Here is a 19059-nt window from a genome sequence, read left to right as displayed (position 1 = left end):
CATAACCAAAGCCAGCAACCGCGCGCGTTGCTCTCCCTTTTAGACGAAACGTCATGTTGAAAAAATGCAAAATTATCGCTGGATTCGCGGTTTCTCCTTTTAGGCTTCACGCCACATCCACATATAAAATCAACACCATTCGTTCTGCAGAGCAACTACGTGTCGACGCGCTGCGTCCTGGGCTTGTAAAAACCAGAGAAGAAGCCATATCCGCCAAAATTGTACAAACCCGAATGAGGGTTAACCAAACTGTTAGTAAGGAAATAGAGCGAAACCAGCGGCAATTACGCGCGCCAGTTCCGTGGCGGAAAGTTATCGCCGAACGGAAATACCCACGACAAAAACGCCAAGCGAACAGTGAAACACTGAGTAGTGATTATCGCGAGCACGCTTATGCATGTTTTACCATTAATGCCAGTCAGGTTTGTCCGATGCCGGATATAAAGTCGTTGAATATCACCAAAGGTGAGCGCGACCAGGCGACCAATACAGTCATCAACAGTGCACTGATTCAACACCGCCTGGACGGCGAGACTCGGGAAGGTAAAACCTACGGCGGCGCAACTAACGCCCACGTAGAAATGGAGATCAGAACATTGTCCGGTAAATATGACGACACCTGGCAACAGGGGAATACACAACGGGAAAGTACGGTGTCACAAAATGCACGCCGCGAACGCACCGGCTATTTTGAACCCGCGGAGAACCCAATATCCCCCAACCTGGTCGTGAAGATCCGTTTTACTAAGCCCCAAAACGTAACACCGGGGCGTTTTAGCCTATCCGTTATTGCACAGGTTGCGCATTGCATTCCATGTTACCGCTCGTTTTCTCGCAGACTGAGTCCTGTAAAAAATAGGATGGCGATAACGCTTAACAGTTTCAGTTTAATATCAGCGAAGCACGCTAGCAGGATAAAACACGCCCCCCATCATTTATGCGACACGCTACGTGCGCCGCAACAAGCGATATCCACTAACGCAATTATTACTGTCTGTAATTAAAAGATGAGTATGAAAAAGAAACTACAACTGACGGTCAATAAGGTGGATTTTTATGACTTCCGATATGAACTTGAGCGTGCCGTGCTTGCCACCAATCGAGAATATTCTCAACAGTGCCTGACGCGGGCAAAATTTCTTAGCTACCTATTGTGTAGAAACCTGAGTCATCAATATGTGGTCATGTTTAATGAAACATTTAGCAGTGCTGAAATTGCCGCTTGCGCTAACGCAAATCAAAAAGAAAAAACGCGTCAGTTCAGAGATAACTTTTACCGTTTGAAACAGGCGCTATACCTGTAATGCCCCATCGTTAAGAAAAATCTGCCCCTGGCAAGCGAAAGTCAATGCAAAGATATAGGTTATTTCATGATGAACAAGCGGCATTTACTAACGATTCCGATAAAAATAACCCTTAAATTCTGTGGCTTTTTTAATGCCGCATTGTTACTAAATTACGCTTAGCAAGATACCTACAAAGTCATAGGGTTGCACAATCACATATATATTTGCTAAAACCTATAATTCCGTATTGATTTTTATGTCATTATCACTAAAAATTAATTCCGATAGATTATTCATTTTTCCGCACACGGAGTGACGCTATGTCAGAAGCACTTAAATCACTTAATAACATTCGCACCCTGCGAGTTCAGGCCCGTGAGCTTACCCTTGAAGCTCTTGAAGAGATGCTTGAAAAACTGTCAGTTGTTGTTGAAGAACGTCGTGAAGAAGAATCTTCTCTACGTAAAGAACAAGAAGAGAAAGAAGCCAAGCTGGCTGCGTTTCGTCAAAAACTGCTGGATGAAGGTATCGATCCAACCGAACTTTTATCCTCGCTGAAAGGACAAACGACGAAATCAAAATCTGTTCGTGCGCCGCGCCCTGCCAAATATAAGTATATTGATGAAGACGGCACGGAAAAAAGCTGGACCGGTCAGGGCCGCACACCGAAAGTGATTGCCAAGGCACTGGAAGACGGTAAAAAACTGGAAGATTTTGCCATCTAAAAATAAAGGGTTTTCTTTATCCCACCCTGCATTTTTATCGCTTTCTAACGCAACATCTGCATGCGTTATTGTTCCCCGCCGTTCCGGCGGGGATTCTGTTTTTGTCGTTTAAAAGACCACTTCAGCCTGCACACCAAAACTTATTTGATAATCCTTACCGTCGTTAAAGGTCTGGCTATCGATCTCATGTTCTAACGCTTTCAGGTAAGTACTATAGAGGCGAAATTCCGGTCGGGAATTAAGAATGCTGGTATCCACTTTATACACCTGCGCCAGCGTCACCTTATAACCAGATTCATCCCATGCGGAATTATTGACACGATTTTTCTGTGTGAAATACCCCAACTCCAGCGCAGTCTGCATGTTTTGGTTCCAGATCCATGACGGACGAATAACTGCACGGGCGGTGGTAAAGTCCGTATGCGCCCCGGTATATGTCGAGTAAAGATCGTGGCCGCGACCATACACCAGCGCGTGTGCCATGATTATCTTCTCACCCAGATAGAACTCCCCCTGATCCACTAACCGCCAACCAATACCGCCGCTGTGAATACCGTAGTAAGAACTGTTGTAATCAAAATCCGGATTGGCGCTGGAAATATTCATAAACTGGCTGGCAAGGGAGTTATTTGCCACTTGCAACGTCAATTCATTTGAGCCTTTCAGAATCGGGTTACGCAAAATCGCCTGTCCAAGCCAGGAAGATTTCACCTGATAATAGTCATTATCCGCCTGCGCTTTTTTCTGCTCATCCGTCTGGTTAGCAAACGCATATTTTGCCCCCAACTCCAGCATCGTATTTTCTGTGACAGGGAGGTTTTTGTAGCGAACTTCAGCGATATTGACGTTAACCTGCGTGGTATCGCTACAGCTGGAAGAACCTGCGGCACAGACCGTGCTGTAGTTATCAATATCGTTCCGCGTTATTGCCATACTGAGTGCGCCAACCGGCAGCTTCCAGTTTTCTATCCCTACACCGGCACCGGAAAGTGTGCGATTGCTTTTCCAGTCCAGAAGCTGAATTTCATATTGTAGCAGCGTATGTTTCCCCACCCACACCGACGCCTCTGGCGCAAAAGGAAGGAGCCCGTTGCCTTCAACATAGAGCTTACTCAATTTGCCCATACCGCCACCGGACATCCCTTTTTCAAAGGATTCATTGCTCTGGGTTAACCCGAGATCGCCCTCAAATTGCACGTTCGCCCAGATAGATTTATCGCCATCGCGCCATGCCCGTTTTTTTAAGGACAAGTTATACCAACCGTCATATTCGTTACCAAAACGCCCAAGCGAGCCCACTGCCCAGGATTTTGGTCCGCCATTGGTGGTGGTTGCCCACCCCGAGCGGAAATAGCCGGAATATTTAAAGCCGGTATCGTCCTGCACATATTGGCTTATTTTTTTCAGTGTCCCTGGCGATAGCTCCGGCTCCGTTTTCGCTTGTACTGCCGTCGCCTGCACCGTCGCACTAGATTGCGCTACAGGCACGGCTGACGAGGCAACGTTGCGCTGCTGCGCGTGATCTTTTTCTTCATAGGCTTGCAATTTCTGCTGCGTAACGCGCAACTGCGCTTCCAGCGCCGCCATGCGCTGTTCAAGTGTAAGCTGCTGCGCCGTTGCCCCGTTGCTTGCGCCGTAACAGGATAATAACGCCACGGCAATACACGTCTTTTTAGAAATTATGTTGTTCATCTTCATGAGTTCCCCTCGGTATTGCCCCCAGAAAACAAAAAGACCCGCAACCGGCGGAAAATGCTCCGTCAGTTGCAGGTCTCGCCTGAATAAAATCAGTAACGTCCTGTGGGGGTAGTTCAATTAACGCATAAACACGTTTTTTAATAGGTTGCGGCGACAACCGCCCTCACCGCAAATAGCCTCCCGCGAGTAGCGAGAGTTATACCAATAGCGCCATGACCGGCTCGCCAAAGCGGGAATGGGATTTATCGCTAATGTGTAATTCGCGCCAGGCTTCGCTGTTGGTGATGACCACCGGCGTCACCGTGTCATAACCCGCCTGCTTAATTTCATCGAGATCGAATGTCAGCAGAAGCTGGCCTTTTTTGACTTCATCGCCTTCATTCACCTGCATATGGAAATATTGCCCCTCAAGTTGCACGGTATTTATCCCGACGTGGATCAGTATTTCCGCGCCTGCCGTGGAGCGAATGCCAATGGCATGGCCGCTGGCAAAGGTGCTGGCAATCTGGCCGTCGACCGGGGAATAAACCCGCCCTTCATCCGGAATAATGGCAAAGCCCGGCCCGACAATACCTGCCGAAAAGACGTTGTCATCCACTTCAGTCAGTGGGATTAACGCGCCAGAAACCGGTGCGGTAATCTGCTCAGGAGCCAGCGCAGCGGTTTTCGGTGCCACCGGTTGATGCACGGTATTCTTTTTTCCACTTGCCGACGCGTCAGGTATCGCTTGCACGGAAGGTTCGTCAAAACCAACAATCAGCGTCAGCACCAGGCTGCCAATAAACGCGACGGCGCAGCCAATAAGAAAGCCGATAAAACCATCGCCATAGAAAATAGGCAGCGTCAGCAACCCAGGCATTCCCATTGAAATTGCCGAGCTTTTGGCATACCCCACCACCGCACCACCAAAAGCCGCCGCGATCACCGCGCAGATAAACGGTTTTTTCAGTTTCAACGTGACGCCGTAGACACCCGGTTCGGTGATGCCGAACAACGAGGCAATAAAGGTACTGCCCGCCAGCGCTTTCAGCTTTTTGTCTTTCGCTCTCAGCATCACCGCCAGTAACGCACCGGACTGGGCGAAAACCGAGGGGCTGGAGGCAGCTTTGAGAAAACTGTGTCCCATTACCGAAATGTCGTTGATAAAGACGGTAACAAAGCCCCAATGTACGCCAAAAATCACCAGCACCTGCCAGGCAGCAGCCATCAGCGCGCTGGCAATAATCGGGTTGAAGCCGTAAATCGAAACAAATAAAGACGCGACAACCTCACTGATCGAAATGCCAATCGGCCCGATGGTCATTAACGTCAGCGGCACCATCAATGTCAGCAGGAAAAACGGCGTCAGAATATTGCGCACGCTTTCATGAATATGGCGATTAAGGAAGCGCTCAATTATCGACATCAGCCAGACGCTGAAAATAATCGGGATTACCGAACCGGTATATTTCATCATCACCACCGGCAGACCAAAAAAACTCACCGGCTGACCACCATCAAATAACCCTTGAATGCTGGGGTAAATGAGCGCTCCCGCGATCGACACGGCAACAAAAATATTGGTTTCAAATTTACGTGCAGAGGTGATGGCCAACAGCATCGGCAGAAAGTAGAACAGGCTGTCGGATGCGGCATGCAAAATGATATAGGTGCTCTCTTTATTGCTCAGCCATCCGGCCGCCAGCACAATCGCCAGCGCGCCTTTTAGTACACCGGCTGCGGCCATCGCACCTAATAAAGGCGTGAAAATCCCGGCGACCAAATCAATCAAACGACCTAGCAGCGAGGCATTATTTTGCGCCTGTTCGACAGGCTGTTTCTTTTTATCATCCTCCAGTAATGCGGAGATCGCGCCAAACGCGCGGAACACCTCTGGCACTCGGTTGCCAATTACCACCTGTAATTGGCCCGAGCCATTCACCACGGTAATGACGCCGTCCAGCGCTTCGAGTTCGGCCAACCGCACTTTGCTGTTATCGATAATTTTAAAGCGTAAACGCGTTGCGCAATGCACCAGCGTCGCAACGTTGCTCTCCCCACCTACCAGCTGCAGAATATTCTCTGCCAGTACTTTGCTATTCATAATGAGACTTCCCGTTTCACAAACGACAGTAATAATCAGGTCACCCTGGTGTTGCCTGCATCCGCTGGCCAGCTGGAAAAAAGCAAAAAAAAACCTGGATAAAATAGTGTGAAAACACACTGCTTTATCCAGGTCTCGCCCAGAATTTCTCTGGTGACGTCCTTAACTAACGCCCTCTTTCTAACAAGCCGCGCGGGCAATTACCACCGCAAATGATCAATTTGTGAAAATCATCACGCAAATAGCGTTGCCCCGGAATTCAACAGGCAAGGAAATACCGAACCCCGCTCACATTTATCAATATTATGCGTTGCCTGCCTGAACGACTCTTTTTATAACCATGCTCACAGGACGTTACATCACCTTTGGCGAAACCTGCTTTCCGTTGCTCCGCCAGGCAACGGAAAGCAGGTTTTTTTGTTTTTTAAGATAGGGAAAACACCATGTCATTTTCTAAAACGCTATTAAGCACGTTACTGACGCTCTCTCTTGGCGCAGCCAGCGCAACAACACAAGCCGCCCCAGAACAACCGGTGTCCGGAAAAACCCGCATCCTGATTTTGTCTGATATCGGCAACGAGCCCGATGATTCACAATCGCTGGTGCGTTTTTTGGTTTACAGCAATGAGTTTGATGTCGAAGGGCTGGTTGCCACCACATCCACCTGGCTACGCGACAAAGTGAACCCGCAGATGATGCTTAAACGTATCGATGCGTATGAACAAGTGCTGCCGAATTTACGCAAACATGCCAACGGTTACCCCAGCGCTGACGCGCTGCGCGACGTTGTTCGTGCTGGCCGCGCGGGTTACGGCATGGATTATGTCGGCGCGGGAAAATCCACGCCGGCGTCACAACTGATAATCAACGCGGTGGATAAACACGATGAGCGCCCGTTGTGGATTGATGTCTGGGGCGGCGCGGTCGATCTGGCACAAGCGCTGTATGATGTGCGCGCGACGCGTTCACCGCAAGAAGTGGCGGCGTTCGTGAAAAAGATCCGCGTCTATGCCATTTCTGATCAAGATAATACCGGCGAGTGGATCCGCGCACAGTTCCCGGATCTGCGCTATATCACCAGTATTCATGCGTGGAATGATTACTTTATTGCCACCTGGACAGGTATGTCGTCGAAATATGCCGAAGGGGGCGATATGCGCCAGGTCAACAACGACTGGCTGGCGAAAAATATTCGCAACAAAGGGCCGCTGGGTGCGGTTTACCCGGCGATCGAGTACACCATGGAAGGCGATACGCCCTCGTTTCTCTACTTGTTAAATAATGGGCTGAACGCGCCGGAACACCCGGAGTATGGCGGCTGGGGTGGGCGTTACGCAGCGGTAAATCCCGATAGTCGCAGCGGTTTACGCACCAGCACGTCTGATACCGTGACCGGCATTGATGGCAAAAGCCGCCGCACCGCCAGCGCCACTATCTGGCGCTGGCGCGAAGCGTACCAGAATGATTTTGCCGCGCGTATGGCATGGAGCGTTAACGCCGAGGTGAAAAAGGCGAACCATAACCCGCAACTGGTGCTCAACGGTCAACCCGGAACAAAGATTGTGAGATTGCAGGTGAAGCCCGGCGACGTGGTGAAGCTTTCGGCGAAAGGCTCGCATGACCCGGATAACAACCGCCTGAGTTACCGCTGGTGGCAATATAAAGAACCCACTGCGACCAGCATGGGCATCCATTTCGCACCAGAACTGACGCTTGAGAGCAGTGACTCACTCGCTGCCAGCTTTACCGCGCCGCAAGTCAAAACCGCCACACCGTTCCACATCATTTTGCAGGTACAGGATGACGGCACGCCGTCACTTTTCGCTTACCGCCGCGCGATTGTCACCGTGACGCCATAAGCGACAAATGCCGGATGTGCGTTAACCACATCCGGCATCGCTTTCTCTCATATTACGGCGCTAAGGTTGCCCCATTACTGCTGATCACATCGCGATACCAGAAGAAGCTTTTCTTACGCCGACGCGCCAGCGTGCCATTACCGGCATCATCGCGATCCACATAGATAAAGCCATAGCGTTTCGACATCTGCGCGGTTCCGGCGCTGACCAGATCAATCGGCCCCCAGCTGGTATAACCCAGCAGTTCCACGCCGTCTTCAATCGCCTCTCTGACCTGCACCAAATGCGCCTGCAAATATTGGATGCGGTAATCATCTTCAATTGAGCCGTCCGCGGCGGGAACATCTTTCGCCCCCAACCCGTTTTCCACAATAAACAGCGGTTTCTGGTAACGATCGTGCAATTCATTGAGCAGAAAACGCAGCCCTTGCGGGTCTATCTGCCAGCCCCACTCGGAGCTTTCAAGGTGCGGATTGGGGATCATGCGCATAATATTGGTGCGCGAGCTTTGATACAGCTCCGGTTGTGCGGCGGCGCAACCGCTCATGTAATAGCTGAACGAGATGAAATCGACCGTCTCTTGTAGCTCCAGTTCATCCTGACCGGTGATATTGAGCGAAATGTTATTTTCGCGGAAAAAGCGGCCAATCCACGCCGGATAAGCGCCACGCGCCTGAACATCGCCAAAAAACAGCCAGTCACGATTTACGCGCTGCGATTTCAGCACATCTTCCGGTTTGCAGGTGATCGGGTAACGAATGCCCCCCAGCAACATGCTGCCGATTTTGGCATCCGGGATAATTTCATGGCAGGCTTTTACCGCGCGAGCGCTCGCCACCAACTGATGATGAATGGCCTGATAGATCTCCTGCTTGCTGCGTTCACCAGCAAGTCCAACGCCGGTAAATGGCGCATGCAATGCCATGTTAATTTCGTTAAACGTCAGCCAGTATTTCACTTTATCGCGATAGCGGGTAAAAACCGTGCGCGCATAACGCTCGAACAGGTCGATCACCTTCCGGCTGCTCCAGCCGTCATAGTTTTTTACCAACCCGTAAGGCATTTCGTAGTGTGAAAGCGTGATCAACGGCTGGATGCCATAGTGCGCCATTTCATCAAACAGCCGGTCGTAAAAAGCCAACCCCTCTTCATTTGGCTCGTCTTCATCACCATTCGGGTAGATACGCGTCCAGGCAATCGAGGTGCGCAGCACTTTAAAACCCATCTCAGCAAATAACTGAATATCTTGCGGATAGCGGTGGTAAAAATCGATTGCCACATCTTTGATACCGGTGCTGTTCGCGTCACGTTCAACGACATTACCGTGTATTCCCTGCGGTTGCAGATCGGAAGTGGAAACGCCTTTTCCGCCCTCGTTCCAGGCGCCTTCGACCTGGTTTGCGGCGATCGAGCCGCCCCATAGAAAACCCTCGGGAAATCTCATTTGCATCGTTACTTTCTCCTTTATCTTGCCGCCGTTAACCACCGTTCAGGCGATTGATATGAATCGTCAGGAACATCACTTCGTCGGTGGTGAGCTGGCACTGGTAATTTTTTTCAACATAATCATTCACTTTCATCGCGCAGGCATAAGCAACCGGCATCATACCGGTGATCCCCTGATAGATGCTGTCGTCGCCGTGCGCGACGGTATTACGGTTCAGCAAGCGCAGTGCGAAAAATTTGAGGTGTGTGATAAGGCGCTGATAATTTAGAGATTCTTCGTCATAGATCAGGTGCAGATCGTATTTCAGGATTGTCAGCACATCTTTAATGATGGTGGCGCTCTGCATGGTGCTTTGCATATCGCTGTTATTTTTGGCGTTCGCCAGATGCAGTGCGATAAACCCAGCTTCATCCTCCGGCAGGCTAATGCCCAGTTTACTGTTGATAAGCTGTAACGCCTCGAGCCCCACCGCATATTCATGGGCATAAAAACGTTTAATGTCCCACAGTAAAAAGTTCTTTATTACCAGTCCGTTGGTTTGCCGCTGGATTGCAAAATTTAAATGATCGCTTAACGCCAGGAACAGCGTGTCCTGCACAGTGATCGCGAGTCGCTGCTGAGCCAGCGCAATTATCTGCTGCGTGACAGCCAGGTAAGGGGGCGGAATTTCCGCCAGGAGTTGCGAAAGGACGTCCGCCAACCCTTCCGACTTTTTGACGAACTGGCTTTCAATCTGGCTGCTGTCGACACCATCGCCCTGTCGTTTGCCAAAACCAATGCCCCGCCCAATGGCTACGATCTCTTCATGTTTTGCATTGATGAGCAGAACAGCGTTATTGCTGAGTATTTTTTCTACTTTCATTTCAGCTTTCTCACCGTTTAATCCTGATGTCTTTTCCGGAAGCGTGCGTCCGGAAAAAAAACAAAAAAAAACCTGACTCCATTGCTGCCACACTTGGCAACAATGGAATCAGGTTTCGCTCAGTTTTCTTCTGATTACGCCCTGGGAACCCTTATAACGAATCAGACGAGACGGCTCAAGCCCTCAAAACGGGAACTGTGATGACAATCATGGATGTGTGATCAGTATCCTGCTAACCGTGCAATCCATTGCAGGGTTGTACATGTATTTTTTGCTATTGACGCAAATATTTTTTACCGGGAACATCGGCATACAGCAGAAGAGATAATGTTTTATTAGAATCCTTTATCTATATACAACGTTATCAATACTTAATCGCTAAGCTGTTGCGTTTTATTTAATAAATAAGAATTATTACGACTCACTAAACAGGCTTGCTTTAATAAACCGGACTCTAATTGCAAAGTGGGTTCAAAACACAATTGATATATATATTTTTCCAGCAAAGAAGGTGCGGATTGCTCGCCGAAACAGCATGCAGGTTCGCACTCATCACTACAGGCCAGACACTTCTCATAAGCTTCGATTAACACCCAGCCCTGAACCAGCGTCAGCACCGGTGCGGACTGTAACTCCAGCAGGCAATCACTGACATAAAGCGAGTAAACATCAAGGATTGTGCGGCTTGTCGCCTCAGTATCACGCTTTTTTAGTAGCCGCCATATCCTGCCAAAATGACGGACGTGTATCCGGTGAGTATGATCCAAAAACCACGCTTTTGTGAAAGGAGAGCTGCTGTAAGTGTGCTTATCTCCTTCATTATCAGCGAATATATTACAGACGCCTCTGTTCGCTAAAAATAATGCCAGAGACACCTTTTGCAGTTCAGAAATATAAGATTTATTCATTGCTTCACAAAAGAATATAAGAATTTACTGTAGTACCCATAATCAATAATACATTTTAAATGAAACTTTGCCACAAAGATTTCAATGATACCTAATAAAAATTTGTTACCCGTATCGCAAAAACAATACTTAAATAAAATGCAAACTAATGTTTTCTTAATAAATAAACCTTAAACAGAGCAAACGAGTCGAATTTGTACAAATCCTCATTAACTACATGGTTATTTTACAGGCATTCAGAGAATGCCTGTGATGGCCGAGAGAGGGTTCTCCTGAGCCCCTTAAAGCTGTTTGCGCAGAAAAATCCGACTGGTTCCTTCAGGAAGGCAATCGATCCGACCAAACTCCTCCCAACCATTCTTTTTATAAAACGCCGGTGCCTGAAAACTGATGGTGTAAAGAAAGCCGGAGATGCAGCCGCGCTTTCGCCCTTCCTCTTCGAACTGTCGCAGCAATGTTTCGCCTAAACGTTGCCCACGAAGCGCTGCCGGAAGATAAACCAGATCAATAAACAGCAGCCCCAGTGAAGTACGACCAATCATCCCGCCAATGACTTCATCGGTACTCACATCTTTAACCAATACGCTCAAAGGCTTACGATCGCTGATACCGGTAATCTCATCATTAAAAGCATTCAAGCCTTGTTCCACCGGAAAAAAATTTGCCGCGACAGCCTGATCTGAAACGCTGACCACATAATTTGCCATGACCTTCCCCACACGAAAGCATTAATAGGTTCCTTGATTTGCACCAATAAAGATGAAAATTCAGTGCTAAATCTCCTCTAAAGCTTATTTAAATCAGACCGTTATCTTAGTGAACCACTTTTTGCTCAAAGTCGGCCTCCCAGCATGTTCACTGACAGAACCGGTCCGCTGGATTAAACGTTGTAAACAGAAAAAAGAAGGAAAAAAAGTGAAAATTAAAGCATTAGCGCTCAGCGTACTCTCTGTCGCCCTGCTGGCCGGGTGTGCGGGAACCAGTACGCACCCGGTAAAAGCCACCAATGGTACAACACTTGAGGTTGCCACCATTTTTAGCCCGCTGGAAATGAATAACAACCGCTACCCTGATGTGAAACTGCGTGAAGTGAGCCCCGCCCATGCTGGCACTGGTATGGGGCTTTCGTTACTCAGCGCCGCGCTTGGCGGCGGTGCGGGCAGTGGCGATGCCTTTGATAAAAATAGCTATAAAGGCAACGCGATAGATTCCATGCCGGAACCAACATCGCGCTATTTAAGCCCAAAAGCGGAAGTGAAAATTCGCGAATGGCTCGATAAACAGAGCGGTAATTATGTTTACAAACAGCCGCTGTATATTGCAGCAGCGCAGTGGTCGCTGGTCTACACAGATATGTCTGCAGGAAACAGTAATTATGATCTGGCCTACCGCGTGTTGTTCTATAAACGCGCAGAAGATGGCAATGTGCTGAGCGCGTTTGTGAAAGCTGAATGTGCGCCAACGGCGAAAACCGCGCCGCTGGCCGATTGGCGGGCGAATAATTACCAAAAAGTGACGCAAGAAACGCAGAAAATGATGGATGCGTGTCTGCTTGAACTGGAAAACCAACTGCCACGACTGTTGAAGAAATAATCTGAAAAAGCCGCAAATAACTGCGGCTTTTCTTCCACTCTGTATTGATGCCTCTGGTTCGTGCCAAACAGCAGTGTTATACCATTGCTGGCAGCAATAAATAGCATGCTAATGATGGCACGGATGGCCATACGCACCGGTTATTTAGTCAGAGAGGGATTTTCAGATGAGCAACTCTATTTTTATTTCCAAAAGAATACGCAATTTCATTTTACTGGCGCAGACGAAAAGCATTGCCAGAGCAGCAGAAAAGATACATATGACCGCCTCGCCGTTTGGCAAAAGCATTGTCTCGCTGGAAGAACAGATTGGTTATCCGCTCTTTACTCGCAAAGATAACACTATCCGTTTGAATAAAGCCGGGCAGGAGCTTTATCAGAAACTGTTCCCGGTTTATGAACGCTTATCTGCCATTGAAAATGAACTTCACTCTTCCGCACTGCGCTCGCACAAAATCGTTATTGGCGTCGACAACACTTATCCCACCATCATTTTCGATCAACTGCTAAGCCTGGAGGATAAATATGACAATATCAGCACCCAGGCCGTCGAATTCAGTGACAACGGCGTGATTGACGACCTGCTAGGCCACCAGCTTGATTTTATTATTTCACCCCAGCAGGTTTCCCCACGTGTTCAGGGTCTGGAGAACCTCGCTGCCACCGAGTTGCCTCCGCTACGTCTGGGGTTTTTAGTTTCCCGGCGCTATGAGCAAAAACAGCCGCAGGAGTTGTTGCGTGAACTCCCGTGGTTGCAGATGCGTTTTCAGAACCGCGCGAATTTTGAAGCCATGCTCGATTCTCACATGCGCCCTTGTGGGATCCACCCAACCGTTATCTACCGGGCCTACAGTTTTATGGCGAAAATCAGCGCGGTGGAAAGCGGGCAGTTTCTTACCGTGATCCCTTATTTCGCCTGGCATCTGGTTAACCCCACCACACTGCGATATTTCGATGCGCCAAACGGACCGATGTATATGCAGGAATATCTGTATTCCTTGAAAAACCATAGGCATATCGCCGAAGTCTGTCAGTGCATTGATGACGATCGCGACGGTTCGTCCGATTCAGCCGAGCATCGATCCTGTGTTCAGTAAATTAGTGTGCAACTCGAATACGCGGCTAAGGTCGTGATGAAGATGTCCGCCTGGAGCCGTTTCCAGATATCGATGAAGGTAATCCCGATAGAGTGGGTGCGCGCAGTTATCAATAATGGTGCGGGCACGCTCAATTGGCGACAACCCACGCAGATCGGCGATACCCTGCTCCGTAATGATCACTTTGACGCTATGCTCGCTGTGATCAACGTGGCTGCACATCGGCACAATGGTAGAAATTTTTCCCTCTTTGGCAATCGAGGGCGCCATGAATACCGACAAATAGGCATTACGCTCAAAGTCTCCGCTGCCACCAATGCCATTCATCAGGTTAGCGCCCGCGACGTGTGTTGAATTGGCGTGCCCGTAAATATCAAATTCAAGCCCGACATTCAGCGCTATGACCCCAAGTCGGCGGATGATTTCCGGGTTATTGGAAATTTCCTGCGGTCGCAAAACGATACGCCCGGCGAAAAAATCCATGTTGTCGTAAATGTTGCGCAGCGTCTTGTCGGAAACCGTCAGGCTGGATGCGCTAACACCGAGGATTTTTCCTGCTTCAAGTAAATGCGCTACTGACTCCTGCAACACTTCTGAGTACATCATAAACGCAGGGATGTCCGGGCTTTCACCAAGCCGCGCCATCACTGCATTATTGATATTACCCACGCCGCTTTGTAACGGTAAAAACTCGCGCGGAATGCGCCCCTGCGCCATTTCATGGAGCAGGAATGTCACAACGTTGTCGGCAATTTGCTGGCAGAGAGGTTTCGCGCCATCCAGCACGTTACCGGCATCCGGTAATTCGGTATCCACCACAGCCACAATCTTTTGGGGCTCCACCTGCACATAGTGCAAACCAATTCGGTCCAACGGGCTAAAAATAGCGACACTGTGGCGATATGGCGGTGCGCCGGGCGTGGCGATATCGGCGAATTCAGCCACCCGCGGGTTGTGGTAGTGGTTAAGCTCAATAATGATTTTTTTCGCTTTTCGCAACCAGGTCGGCGCATTGCCAATTCCGCTGGAAAGCCAGATTTTGCCATCGGATGTTAACGCAGAGGCTTCGATCACCGCGATATCAATATCGCCAAAAAATCCGTAGTTCACCATCTGCGCAACTTCACTTAAATGCAGATCAACAAACTTAATTTGTCCCTGGTTGATTTTTTGTCGCATCCCCGCCGCAGACTGATACGGTGCGCGCCAGCTGACCGCGTCCGCTTCTGATAACGCATCATCAGCCGCCGCGCTAATGGACGCGCCGGTCAGCAAACGGATTTGAAAAGGTTGCTGCATTTGATGCCGCTCCCGTGCCCGACGAGCGATAGCGGCGGGAAGCGCTTTTGGTGAACCTGCCGCAGTAAAACCACTGAAAGCAACCATATCATTGTGCTGGATGATGTCTGCCGCTTCGTCGGCGTTCAGCCGGGGCCAGGATTGTTTCATTATCGTCTCCGTTAATCAGCGCCCAAGGAAGTTCGGCTTACGTTTTTCCATAAACGCGCTCATCCCTTCCTGATAATCCCGGCTGTCATAAACAGCGCGACGCATCCCCTGAATACGTTCAAACTCATCCGAATTCATGGTGTGTGCTTCGCCAAGCACGCGTAGCTCTTCTTTAATTACCGCAATGGCGAGCGGTGCCTTTTCCGAGATCTGATGCGCCATCTGCAAGGTGAAATCTTCAAGCTCGCTGGCGTCGACAACATGATTCAGAATGCCAACCTCCCGCGCCCGCTGCGCCGTGATGGGTGCCGCCGTGAAAATCAACTCTTTAACGATATGGAACCCGGCGTCGCGCGTCAGGTTATGGATACCGACCAGGTTATAAGGAACGCCGAGATTAACGGGCGTCATAGAGAATGTTGAAGTGCTGGCGGCAATGATCAGATCTGAACTCATGATCATTTCAAACGCCCCTCCCCAGACGCTTCCTTCCACCATGGAGATCACCGGCTTCGGGTATTTTTGGATCATGCGAGTGATCTGGCGCAGCGGGTCATCATAAGAGAGAGGATCGCGCCGCCCAGAGGGTAACTCATGTATATCATGCCCGGCGGAGAAGACTTTCGCGCCGTGCGGCGCTCGCAGGATCACGCAACGAATCTCCGGCTTGTTAAGATCTTCCAGCGCCCGCATCAAATCATCAATAAACACCTTGCTGAGCGCATTAAGCTTGCGCGCGTAATTAAACTCAATGACAGCCACTTTTTGAATAATGTTTACAACCACATACTCATACGACATATCAATTCCTTTTTACTGTGCAAAATAGTGATGCTGAAGGTATTCACGGATGTGCTGTAAGCCTGTGCGCGGCGCTTGTTGATGATTTTTCACCTCATCAAGCGTTTGGTTGAAATCTTCACGAAAAGCGCGGTGAGCATAAAGCTGGCGCATCGCTTCTTCTTCAACCTGTTTTCGTAGCCATGTCACTGTCTGCTGCTGGCGCAATAACTGAAGACGACCACTTTTTGCCATCACATCGTAAAAATGAACAATTGCCTGCCAGACATCCTCTATGCCACGCTTTTCCAGTGCACTACAGCTCAACACCGCTGGTCGCCACTGCGGATATTTGTGACGAACGATAGCAAGCGCGCTGTCGTAAATTTGCCGGGCGATGGCAACTGCCGCGCGGTTGTCGCCATCATCTTTGTTGATAACAATGATATCGGCCATTTCCATGATGCCTTTTTTGATGCCTTGCAACTCATCGCCACCCCCGCCGATTTGCAGCGAAACGAAGCAATCGACAATGCCTGCGACCTCCGTTTCAGACTGGCCAACACCGACCGTTTCCACGATCACCACATCGTAATTGGCAGCTTCGCACAGCAGTATCAACTCACCGGCGTGCGGGCTGATTCCCCCCGTAGCGCCGCCGGAAGGCACCGGTCGAATAAACGCCGCATCGGCCCTCGCCAGTTCTGTCATGCGGGTTTTATCACCCAGCAAACTGCCGCCGCTGAGAGGGCTGCTGGGATCGACCGCTATAACCGCTACTCGTTTTCCCAGGCTAACAAGTAGCATGCCGAAGGTGTTGAGAAAGGTACTTTTCCCGGCCCCCGGTGTACCGGTGATGCCAATGCGCATTGCCCTTCCCGTCGCGGGCATAATCGTGTCCAGCAATTGTTGGCTCAACATTTGATGTCGTGAAAGCTGACTTTCCACCAGCGTCATGGCCTGAGCGAGCGCAACACGATCCCCCGCCCGCAAGCGACGGATTGATTCATCAAGGTTTTGTTCATTAATCATGGCGCTGGCTAATCCGCATCAGCACATCGCGCACACTTTCAAGCATCGGTGTACCAGGGCCATAAATCGCTGCCACACCGCGTTCACGCAGGAAGTCATAATCCTGTGGCGGGATCACGCCGCCAGCAATCACGCAAATATCCTCACGACCATATTTTCTTAGTTCGTTAATCAATTCAGGAATCAGCGTCTTATGACCCGCCGCCAGCGACGATGCGCCAACTACATGTACATCATTTTCTATCGCCAGGCGGGCAATCTCTTGCGGTGTGGAGAACATAGGGCTGAGATCGACATCAAAACCCACATCGGAATATGCGCTGGCAATGACTTTTGCCCCCCGGTCGTGCCCATCCTGCCCCATTTTCGCAATCAAAATGCGCGGACGACGACCCTGCCCGGCAAGAAAATGTTGAGTTTGCGTAATGATGGCGTCGAATTCAGCCGCTGCTTCGCTGTCCTGCTGATAGCTTTGCGTGATCACCCCCGTAACGCATTGACTGGGAACGAGGTAACGGTCAAACGCTGCCTCCAGCGCACTGGAAATCTCGCCAAGTGTCGCGCGCAATCGTGCGGCATGAATCGCCGCAGCAAGCAGGTTTTCATTGTGCTGAGCGGCATGGGTAAGCGCGGACAGCGCATCGCAAACGGCAGAGGAATCACGCGTGGTGCGGATCTGCTCAAGAGCAGCGATTTGTTCGTTACGCACCTTCACATTGTCGATTTCCAGTACCGGCGTAACCGCTTCTTTATCGAGCTTGTATTTATTTACACCTACAATAGTGCGTTTCCCCTGGTCGATAAGCGATTGCTCCCGGGCGGATGCCTCCTCAATCATGCGTTTTGGCAGCCCAGATTCGATAGCCTTCGCCATCCCTCCGACATCATCGATCTGGCGGATAATTGCCCGCGCCTCTTTTATGATTTGATCCGTCAGAGATTCGACATAATAGGAACCTCCGAGCGGATCGACGGTACGGCAAATCTCTGCCTCTTCCTGCAAGATAATTTGCGTGTTACGCGCAATACGCGCCGAAAAATCCGTCGGTAGCCCCAGCGCTTCATCAAACGCATTGGTATGTAGAGACTGGGTACCGCCAAGCGTGGCTGCCAGCGCTTCAATAGTGGTGCGAACAATATTGTTGTAGGGATCCTGTTCCGTCAGACTCCAGCCTGATGTCTGGCAATGCGTGCGGAGCGCCAGCGATTTCGGATTGGTTGCGCCAAACCCACTAACGGCTTCGCTCCATAAATAGCGAGCCGCGCGCAGCATGGCGACATTCATAAATAGATCCATGCCAATACCGAAGAAGAAAGAGAGGCGCGGCGCGAAGTCATCAATTTTCAAGCCAGCGGAAAGCGCTGCTTTAATATATTCAATGCCATCCGCGAGGGTAAACGCGACTTGTTGAATACAGTTAGCGCCCGCTTCTCCCATATGGTAACCACTGATGCTAATAGTATTAAATTGCGGCATATTGGCAGAGCACCAGGCAATAATATCGGCAATAATCCGCATCGATGGTTTTGGCGGGTAAATATAAGTATTGCGGCAGAGATACTCTTTTAAAATATCGTTCTGAATAGTACCTGTTAATTTATCAGGAGAAACGCCCTGTTCTTCCGCTGCAACAATATAAAATGCCATTATAGGTAAAACAGCACCATTCATCGTCATCGATACCGACATTTTATCCAGAGGAATATTGTCGAAGAGTATTTTCATATCTTCCACGGTATCGATAGCGACCCCCGCTTTCCCTACATCGCCCGCTACGCGCGGGTTATCCGAGTCATATCCCCGATGGGTTGGCAGGTCAAACGCAACGGAAAGCCCTTTCTGTCCGGCGGCGAGATTACGCCGGTAAAACGCATTCGACTCCCTGGCGGTTGAAAACCCGGCGTACTGACGTATCGTCCACGGTTGGGCGGTATACATTGTGGCGCGCGGTCCGCGTGTATAAGGCGGAAGACCCGGTAGCGTACCAGTGATTTCCAGTGCGTTCAGATCGTCAGGAGTATATAAAGGCTTAATCGCAATGCCCTCTGGCGTCAGTTTGACCAGTGATTCAACGGTTTTCCCCTTACGGCTGAGTTCTTTATTAGCGATTTTTTGCCAGTCAGTCATTGTAGCCATAGACATCTCCGTTATTCAAAATCAATAACTCACTGGGCAGAAATAGTAATTTCCGCTATCAACATTGTCGCCAGCAAAAAAAGACCTGCGGCAATTCATTTTTT

General features: G+C 49.8%; 16 protein-coding genes. 6 read left to right on the top strand and 10 right to left on the bottom strand.

The window, feature by feature from the left end; all coding sequences use genetic code 11:
• The first annotated feature begins 53 nt into the window (after positions 1-53).
• The 3 genes from E0L21_RS00555 to E0L21_RS00545 all read left to right on the top strand — a co-directional run bounded on the left by E0L21_RS00555 (position 54) and on the right by E0L21_RS00545 (position 2011).
• Positions 54-1004 carry a hypothetical protein gene (locus E0L21_RS00555; protein ID WP_131406127.1) on the top strand — a complete coding sequence of 317 codons (951 nt, stop codon included), beginning with the start codon at positions 54-56 and terminating at the stop codon, positions 1002-1004.
• Positions 1005-1013: 9 nt separating this feature from the next.
• Positions 1014-1304: a hypothetical protein gene (locus E0L21_RS00550; protein ID WP_131406126.1), complete on the top strand. Its 291-nt coding sequence runs from the start codon at positions 1014-1016 to the stop codon at positions 1302-1304.
• 302 nt (positions 1305-1606) lie between these two features.
• Positions 1607-2011 carry an H-NS family histone-like protein gene (locus tag E0L21_RS00545; RefSeq protein WP_017455745.1) on the top strand — a complete coding sequence of 135 codons (405 nt, stop codon included), beginning with the start codon at positions 1607-1609 and terminating at the stop codon, positions 2009-2011.
• Between the two features lie 108 nt (positions 2012-2119).
• Here E0L21_RS00545 and E0L21_RS00540 read toward each other — a convergent pair whose 3' ends face one another.
• Together E0L21_RS00540 and E0L21_RS00535 are read right to left on the bottom strand one after the other, a co-directional pair.
• Positions 2120-3703: a carbohydrate porin gene (locus tag E0L21_RS00540; RefSeq protein ID WP_235855185.1), complete on the bottom strand. Its 1584-nt coding sequence runs from the start codon at positions 3701-3703 to the stop codon at positions 2120-2122.
• 202 nt (positions 3704-3905) lie between these two features.
• The gene (locus tag E0L21_RS00535; RefSeq protein ID WP_131406124.1) at positions 3906-5792 is read right to left on the bottom strand and encodes a beta-glucoside-specific PTS transporter subunit IIABC; all 1887 of its coding nucleotides are present in this window, start codon (positions 5790-5792) and stop codon (positions 3906-3908) included.
• A 443-nt stretch (positions 5793-6235) separates the two neighbouring features.
• On the opposite strand from E0L21_RS00535, the gene E0L21_RS00530 reads away from it, so the two are divergent.
• Positions 6236-7651: a DUF1593 domain-containing protein gene (locus tag E0L21_RS00530; protein WP_131406123.1), complete on the top strand. Its 1416-nt coding sequence runs from the start codon at positions 6236-6238 to the stop codon at positions 7649-7651.
• 52 nt (positions 7652-7703) lie between these two features.
• Here the strand turns inward: E0L21_RS00530 and E0L21_RS00525 are convergent, their stop codons facing one another.
• From E0L21_RS00525 to E0L21_RS00510, 4 genes are all read right to left on the bottom strand, one after another.
• Positions 7704-9101, bottom strand: coding sequence for a glycoside hydrolase family 1 protein (locus E0L21_RS00525; protein WP_131406122.1), 1398 nt, complete (start codon positions 9099-9101; stop codon positions 7704-7706).
• Between the two features lie 28 nt (positions 9102-9129).
• Positions 9130-9960 (bottom strand): BglG family transcription antiterminator LicT, encoded by an 831-nt coding sequence (gene licT / locus E0L21_RS00520; RefSeq protein ID WP_131406121.1) that lies wholly within the window; start codon positions 9958-9960, stop codon positions 9130-9132.
• A 371-nt stretch (positions 9961-10331) separates the two neighbouring features.
• Positions 10332-10868: a FlhC family transcriptional regulator gene (locus tag E0L21_RS00515; protein ID WP_131406120.1), complete on the bottom strand. Its 537-nt coding sequence runs from the start codon at positions 10866-10868 to the stop codon at positions 10332-10334.
• Positions 10869-11149: 281 nt separating this feature from the next.
• Positions 11150-11575, bottom strand: coding sequence for a GNAT family N-acetyltransferase (locus tag E0L21_RS00510; protein WP_131406119.1), 426 nt, complete (start codon positions 11573-11575; stop codon positions 11150-11152).
• 208 nt (positions 11576-11783) lie between these two features.
• Between E0L21_RS00510 and E0L21_RS00505 the strand changes: the two genes are divergently transcribed.
• Both E0L21_RS00505 and srsR read left to right on the top strand, forming a co-directional pair.
• Positions 11784-12461, top strand: coding sequence for a hypothetical protein (locus E0L21_RS00505; protein WP_131406118.1), 678 nt, complete (start codon positions 11784-11786; stop codon positions 12459-12461).
• 166 nt (positions 12462-12627) lie between these two features.
• Positions 12628-13557 carry a LysR family transcriptional regulator SrsR gene (gene srsR, locus E0L21_RS00500; RefSeq protein WP_131406117.1) on the top strand — a complete coding sequence of 310 codons (930 nt, stop codon included), beginning with the start codon at positions 12628-12630 and terminating at the stop codon, positions 13555-13557.
• Here srsR and E0L21_RS00495 read toward each other — a convergent pair.
• Genes E0L21_RS00495 through scpA form a run of 4 tightly spaced genes read right to left on the bottom strand, consistent with a single transcriptional unit; the run spans position 13528 to position 18955 of the window.
• Positions 13528-15006, bottom strand: a complete 1479-nt coding sequence (locus tag E0L21_RS00495) for a succinate CoA transferase (RefSeq protein WP_131406116.1) — start codon at positions 15004-15006, stop codon at positions 13528-13530. The genes srsR and E0L21_RS00495 overlap by 30 nt on opposite strands.
• A 15-nt stretch (positions 15007-15021) precedes the next feature.
• Positions 15022-15807 (bottom strand): methylmalonyl-CoA decarboxylase, encoded by a 786-nt coding sequence (scpB, locus tag E0L21_RS00490; RefSeq protein ID WP_131406115.1) that lies wholly within the window; start codon positions 15805-15807, stop codon positions 15022-15024.
• 12 nt (positions 15808-15819) lie between these two features.
• Positions 15820-16818, bottom strand: coding sequence for a methylmalonyl Co-A mutase-associated GTPase MeaB (gene meaB, locus E0L21_RS00485; protein WP_131406114.1), 999 nt, complete (start codon positions 16816-16818; stop codon positions 15820-15822).
• Positions 16811-18955: a methylmalonyl-CoA mutase gene (gene scpA / locus E0L21_RS00480; RefSeq protein WP_131406113.1), complete on the bottom strand. Its 2145-nt coding sequence runs from the start codon at positions 18953-18955 to the stop codon at positions 16811-16813. Before scpA ends, meaB begins: the two co-directional genes overlap by 8 nt.
• Positions 18956-19059 lie beyond the last annotated feature (104 nt).

The organism is Kosakonia quasisacchari (assembly GCF_004331415.1).
Taxonomy (GTDB): Bacteria; Pseudomonadota; Gammaproteobacteria; order Enterobacterales; family Enterobacteriaceae; genus Kosakonia; species Kosakonia quasisacchari.
Note: the sequence above shows the minus strand (reverse complement) of the source record. Positions and strands in the feature narration are given on the sequence as shown.

Coding starts and splice junctions, on each gene's coding strand:
- E0L21_RS00555 (WP_131406127.1), top strand. CDS start 54: ATGTTGAAAAAATGCAAAATTATCGCTGGATTCGCGGTTTCTCCTTTT.
- scpB (WP_131406115.1), bottom strand. CDS start 15,807: ATGTCGTATGAGTATGTGGTTGTAAACATTATTCAAAAAGTGGCTGTC.
- E0L21_RS00515 (WP_131406120.1), bottom strand. CDS start 10,868: ATGAATAAATCTTATATTTCTGAACTGCAAAAGGTGTCTCTGGCATTA.
- srsR (WP_131406117.1), top strand. CDS start 12,628: ATGAGCAACTCTATTTTTATTTCCAAAAGAATACGCAATTTCATTTTA.
- E0L21_RS00495 (WP_131406116.1), bottom strand. CDS start 15,006: ATGAAACAATCCTGGCCCCGGCTGAACGCCGACGAAGCGGCAGACATC.
- E0L21_RS00540 (WP_235855185.1), bottom strand. CDS start 3,703: ATGAACAACATAATTTCTAAAAAGACGTGTATTGCCGTGGCGTTATTA.
- E0L21_RS00550 (WP_131406126.1), top strand. CDS start 1,014: ATGAAAAAGAAACTACAACTGACGGTCAATAAGGTGGATTTTTATGAC.
- scpA (WP_131406113.1), bottom strand. CDS start 18,955: ATGGCTACAATGACTGACTGGCAAAAAATCGCTAATAAAGAACTCAGC.
- meaB (WP_131406114.1), bottom strand. CDS start 16,818: ATGATTAATGAACAAAACCTTGATGAATCAATCCGTCGCTTGCGGGCG.
- E0L21_RS00510 (WP_131406119.1), bottom strand. CDS start 11,575: ATGGCAAATTATGTGGTCAGCGTTTCAGATCAGGCTGTCGCGGCAAAT.
- E0L21_RS00525 (WP_131406122.1), bottom strand. CDS start 9,101: ATGCAAATGAGATTTCCCGAGGGTTTTCTATGGGGCGGCTCGATCGCC.
- E0L21_RS00530 (WP_131406123.1), top strand. CDS start 6,236: ATGTCATTTTCTAAAACGCTATTAAGCACGTTACTGACGCTCTCTCTT.
- E0L21_RS00545 (WP_017455745.1), top strand. CDS start 1,607: ATGTCAGAAGCACTTAAATCACTTAATAACATTCGCACCCTGCGAGTT.
- licT (WP_131406121.1), bottom strand. CDS start 9,960: ATGAAAGTAGAAAAAATACTCAGCAATAACGCTGTTCTGCTCATCAAT.
- E0L21_RS00535 (WP_131406124.1), bottom strand. CDS start 5,792: ATGAATAGCAAAGTACTGGCAGAGAATATTCTGCAGCTGGTAGGTGGG.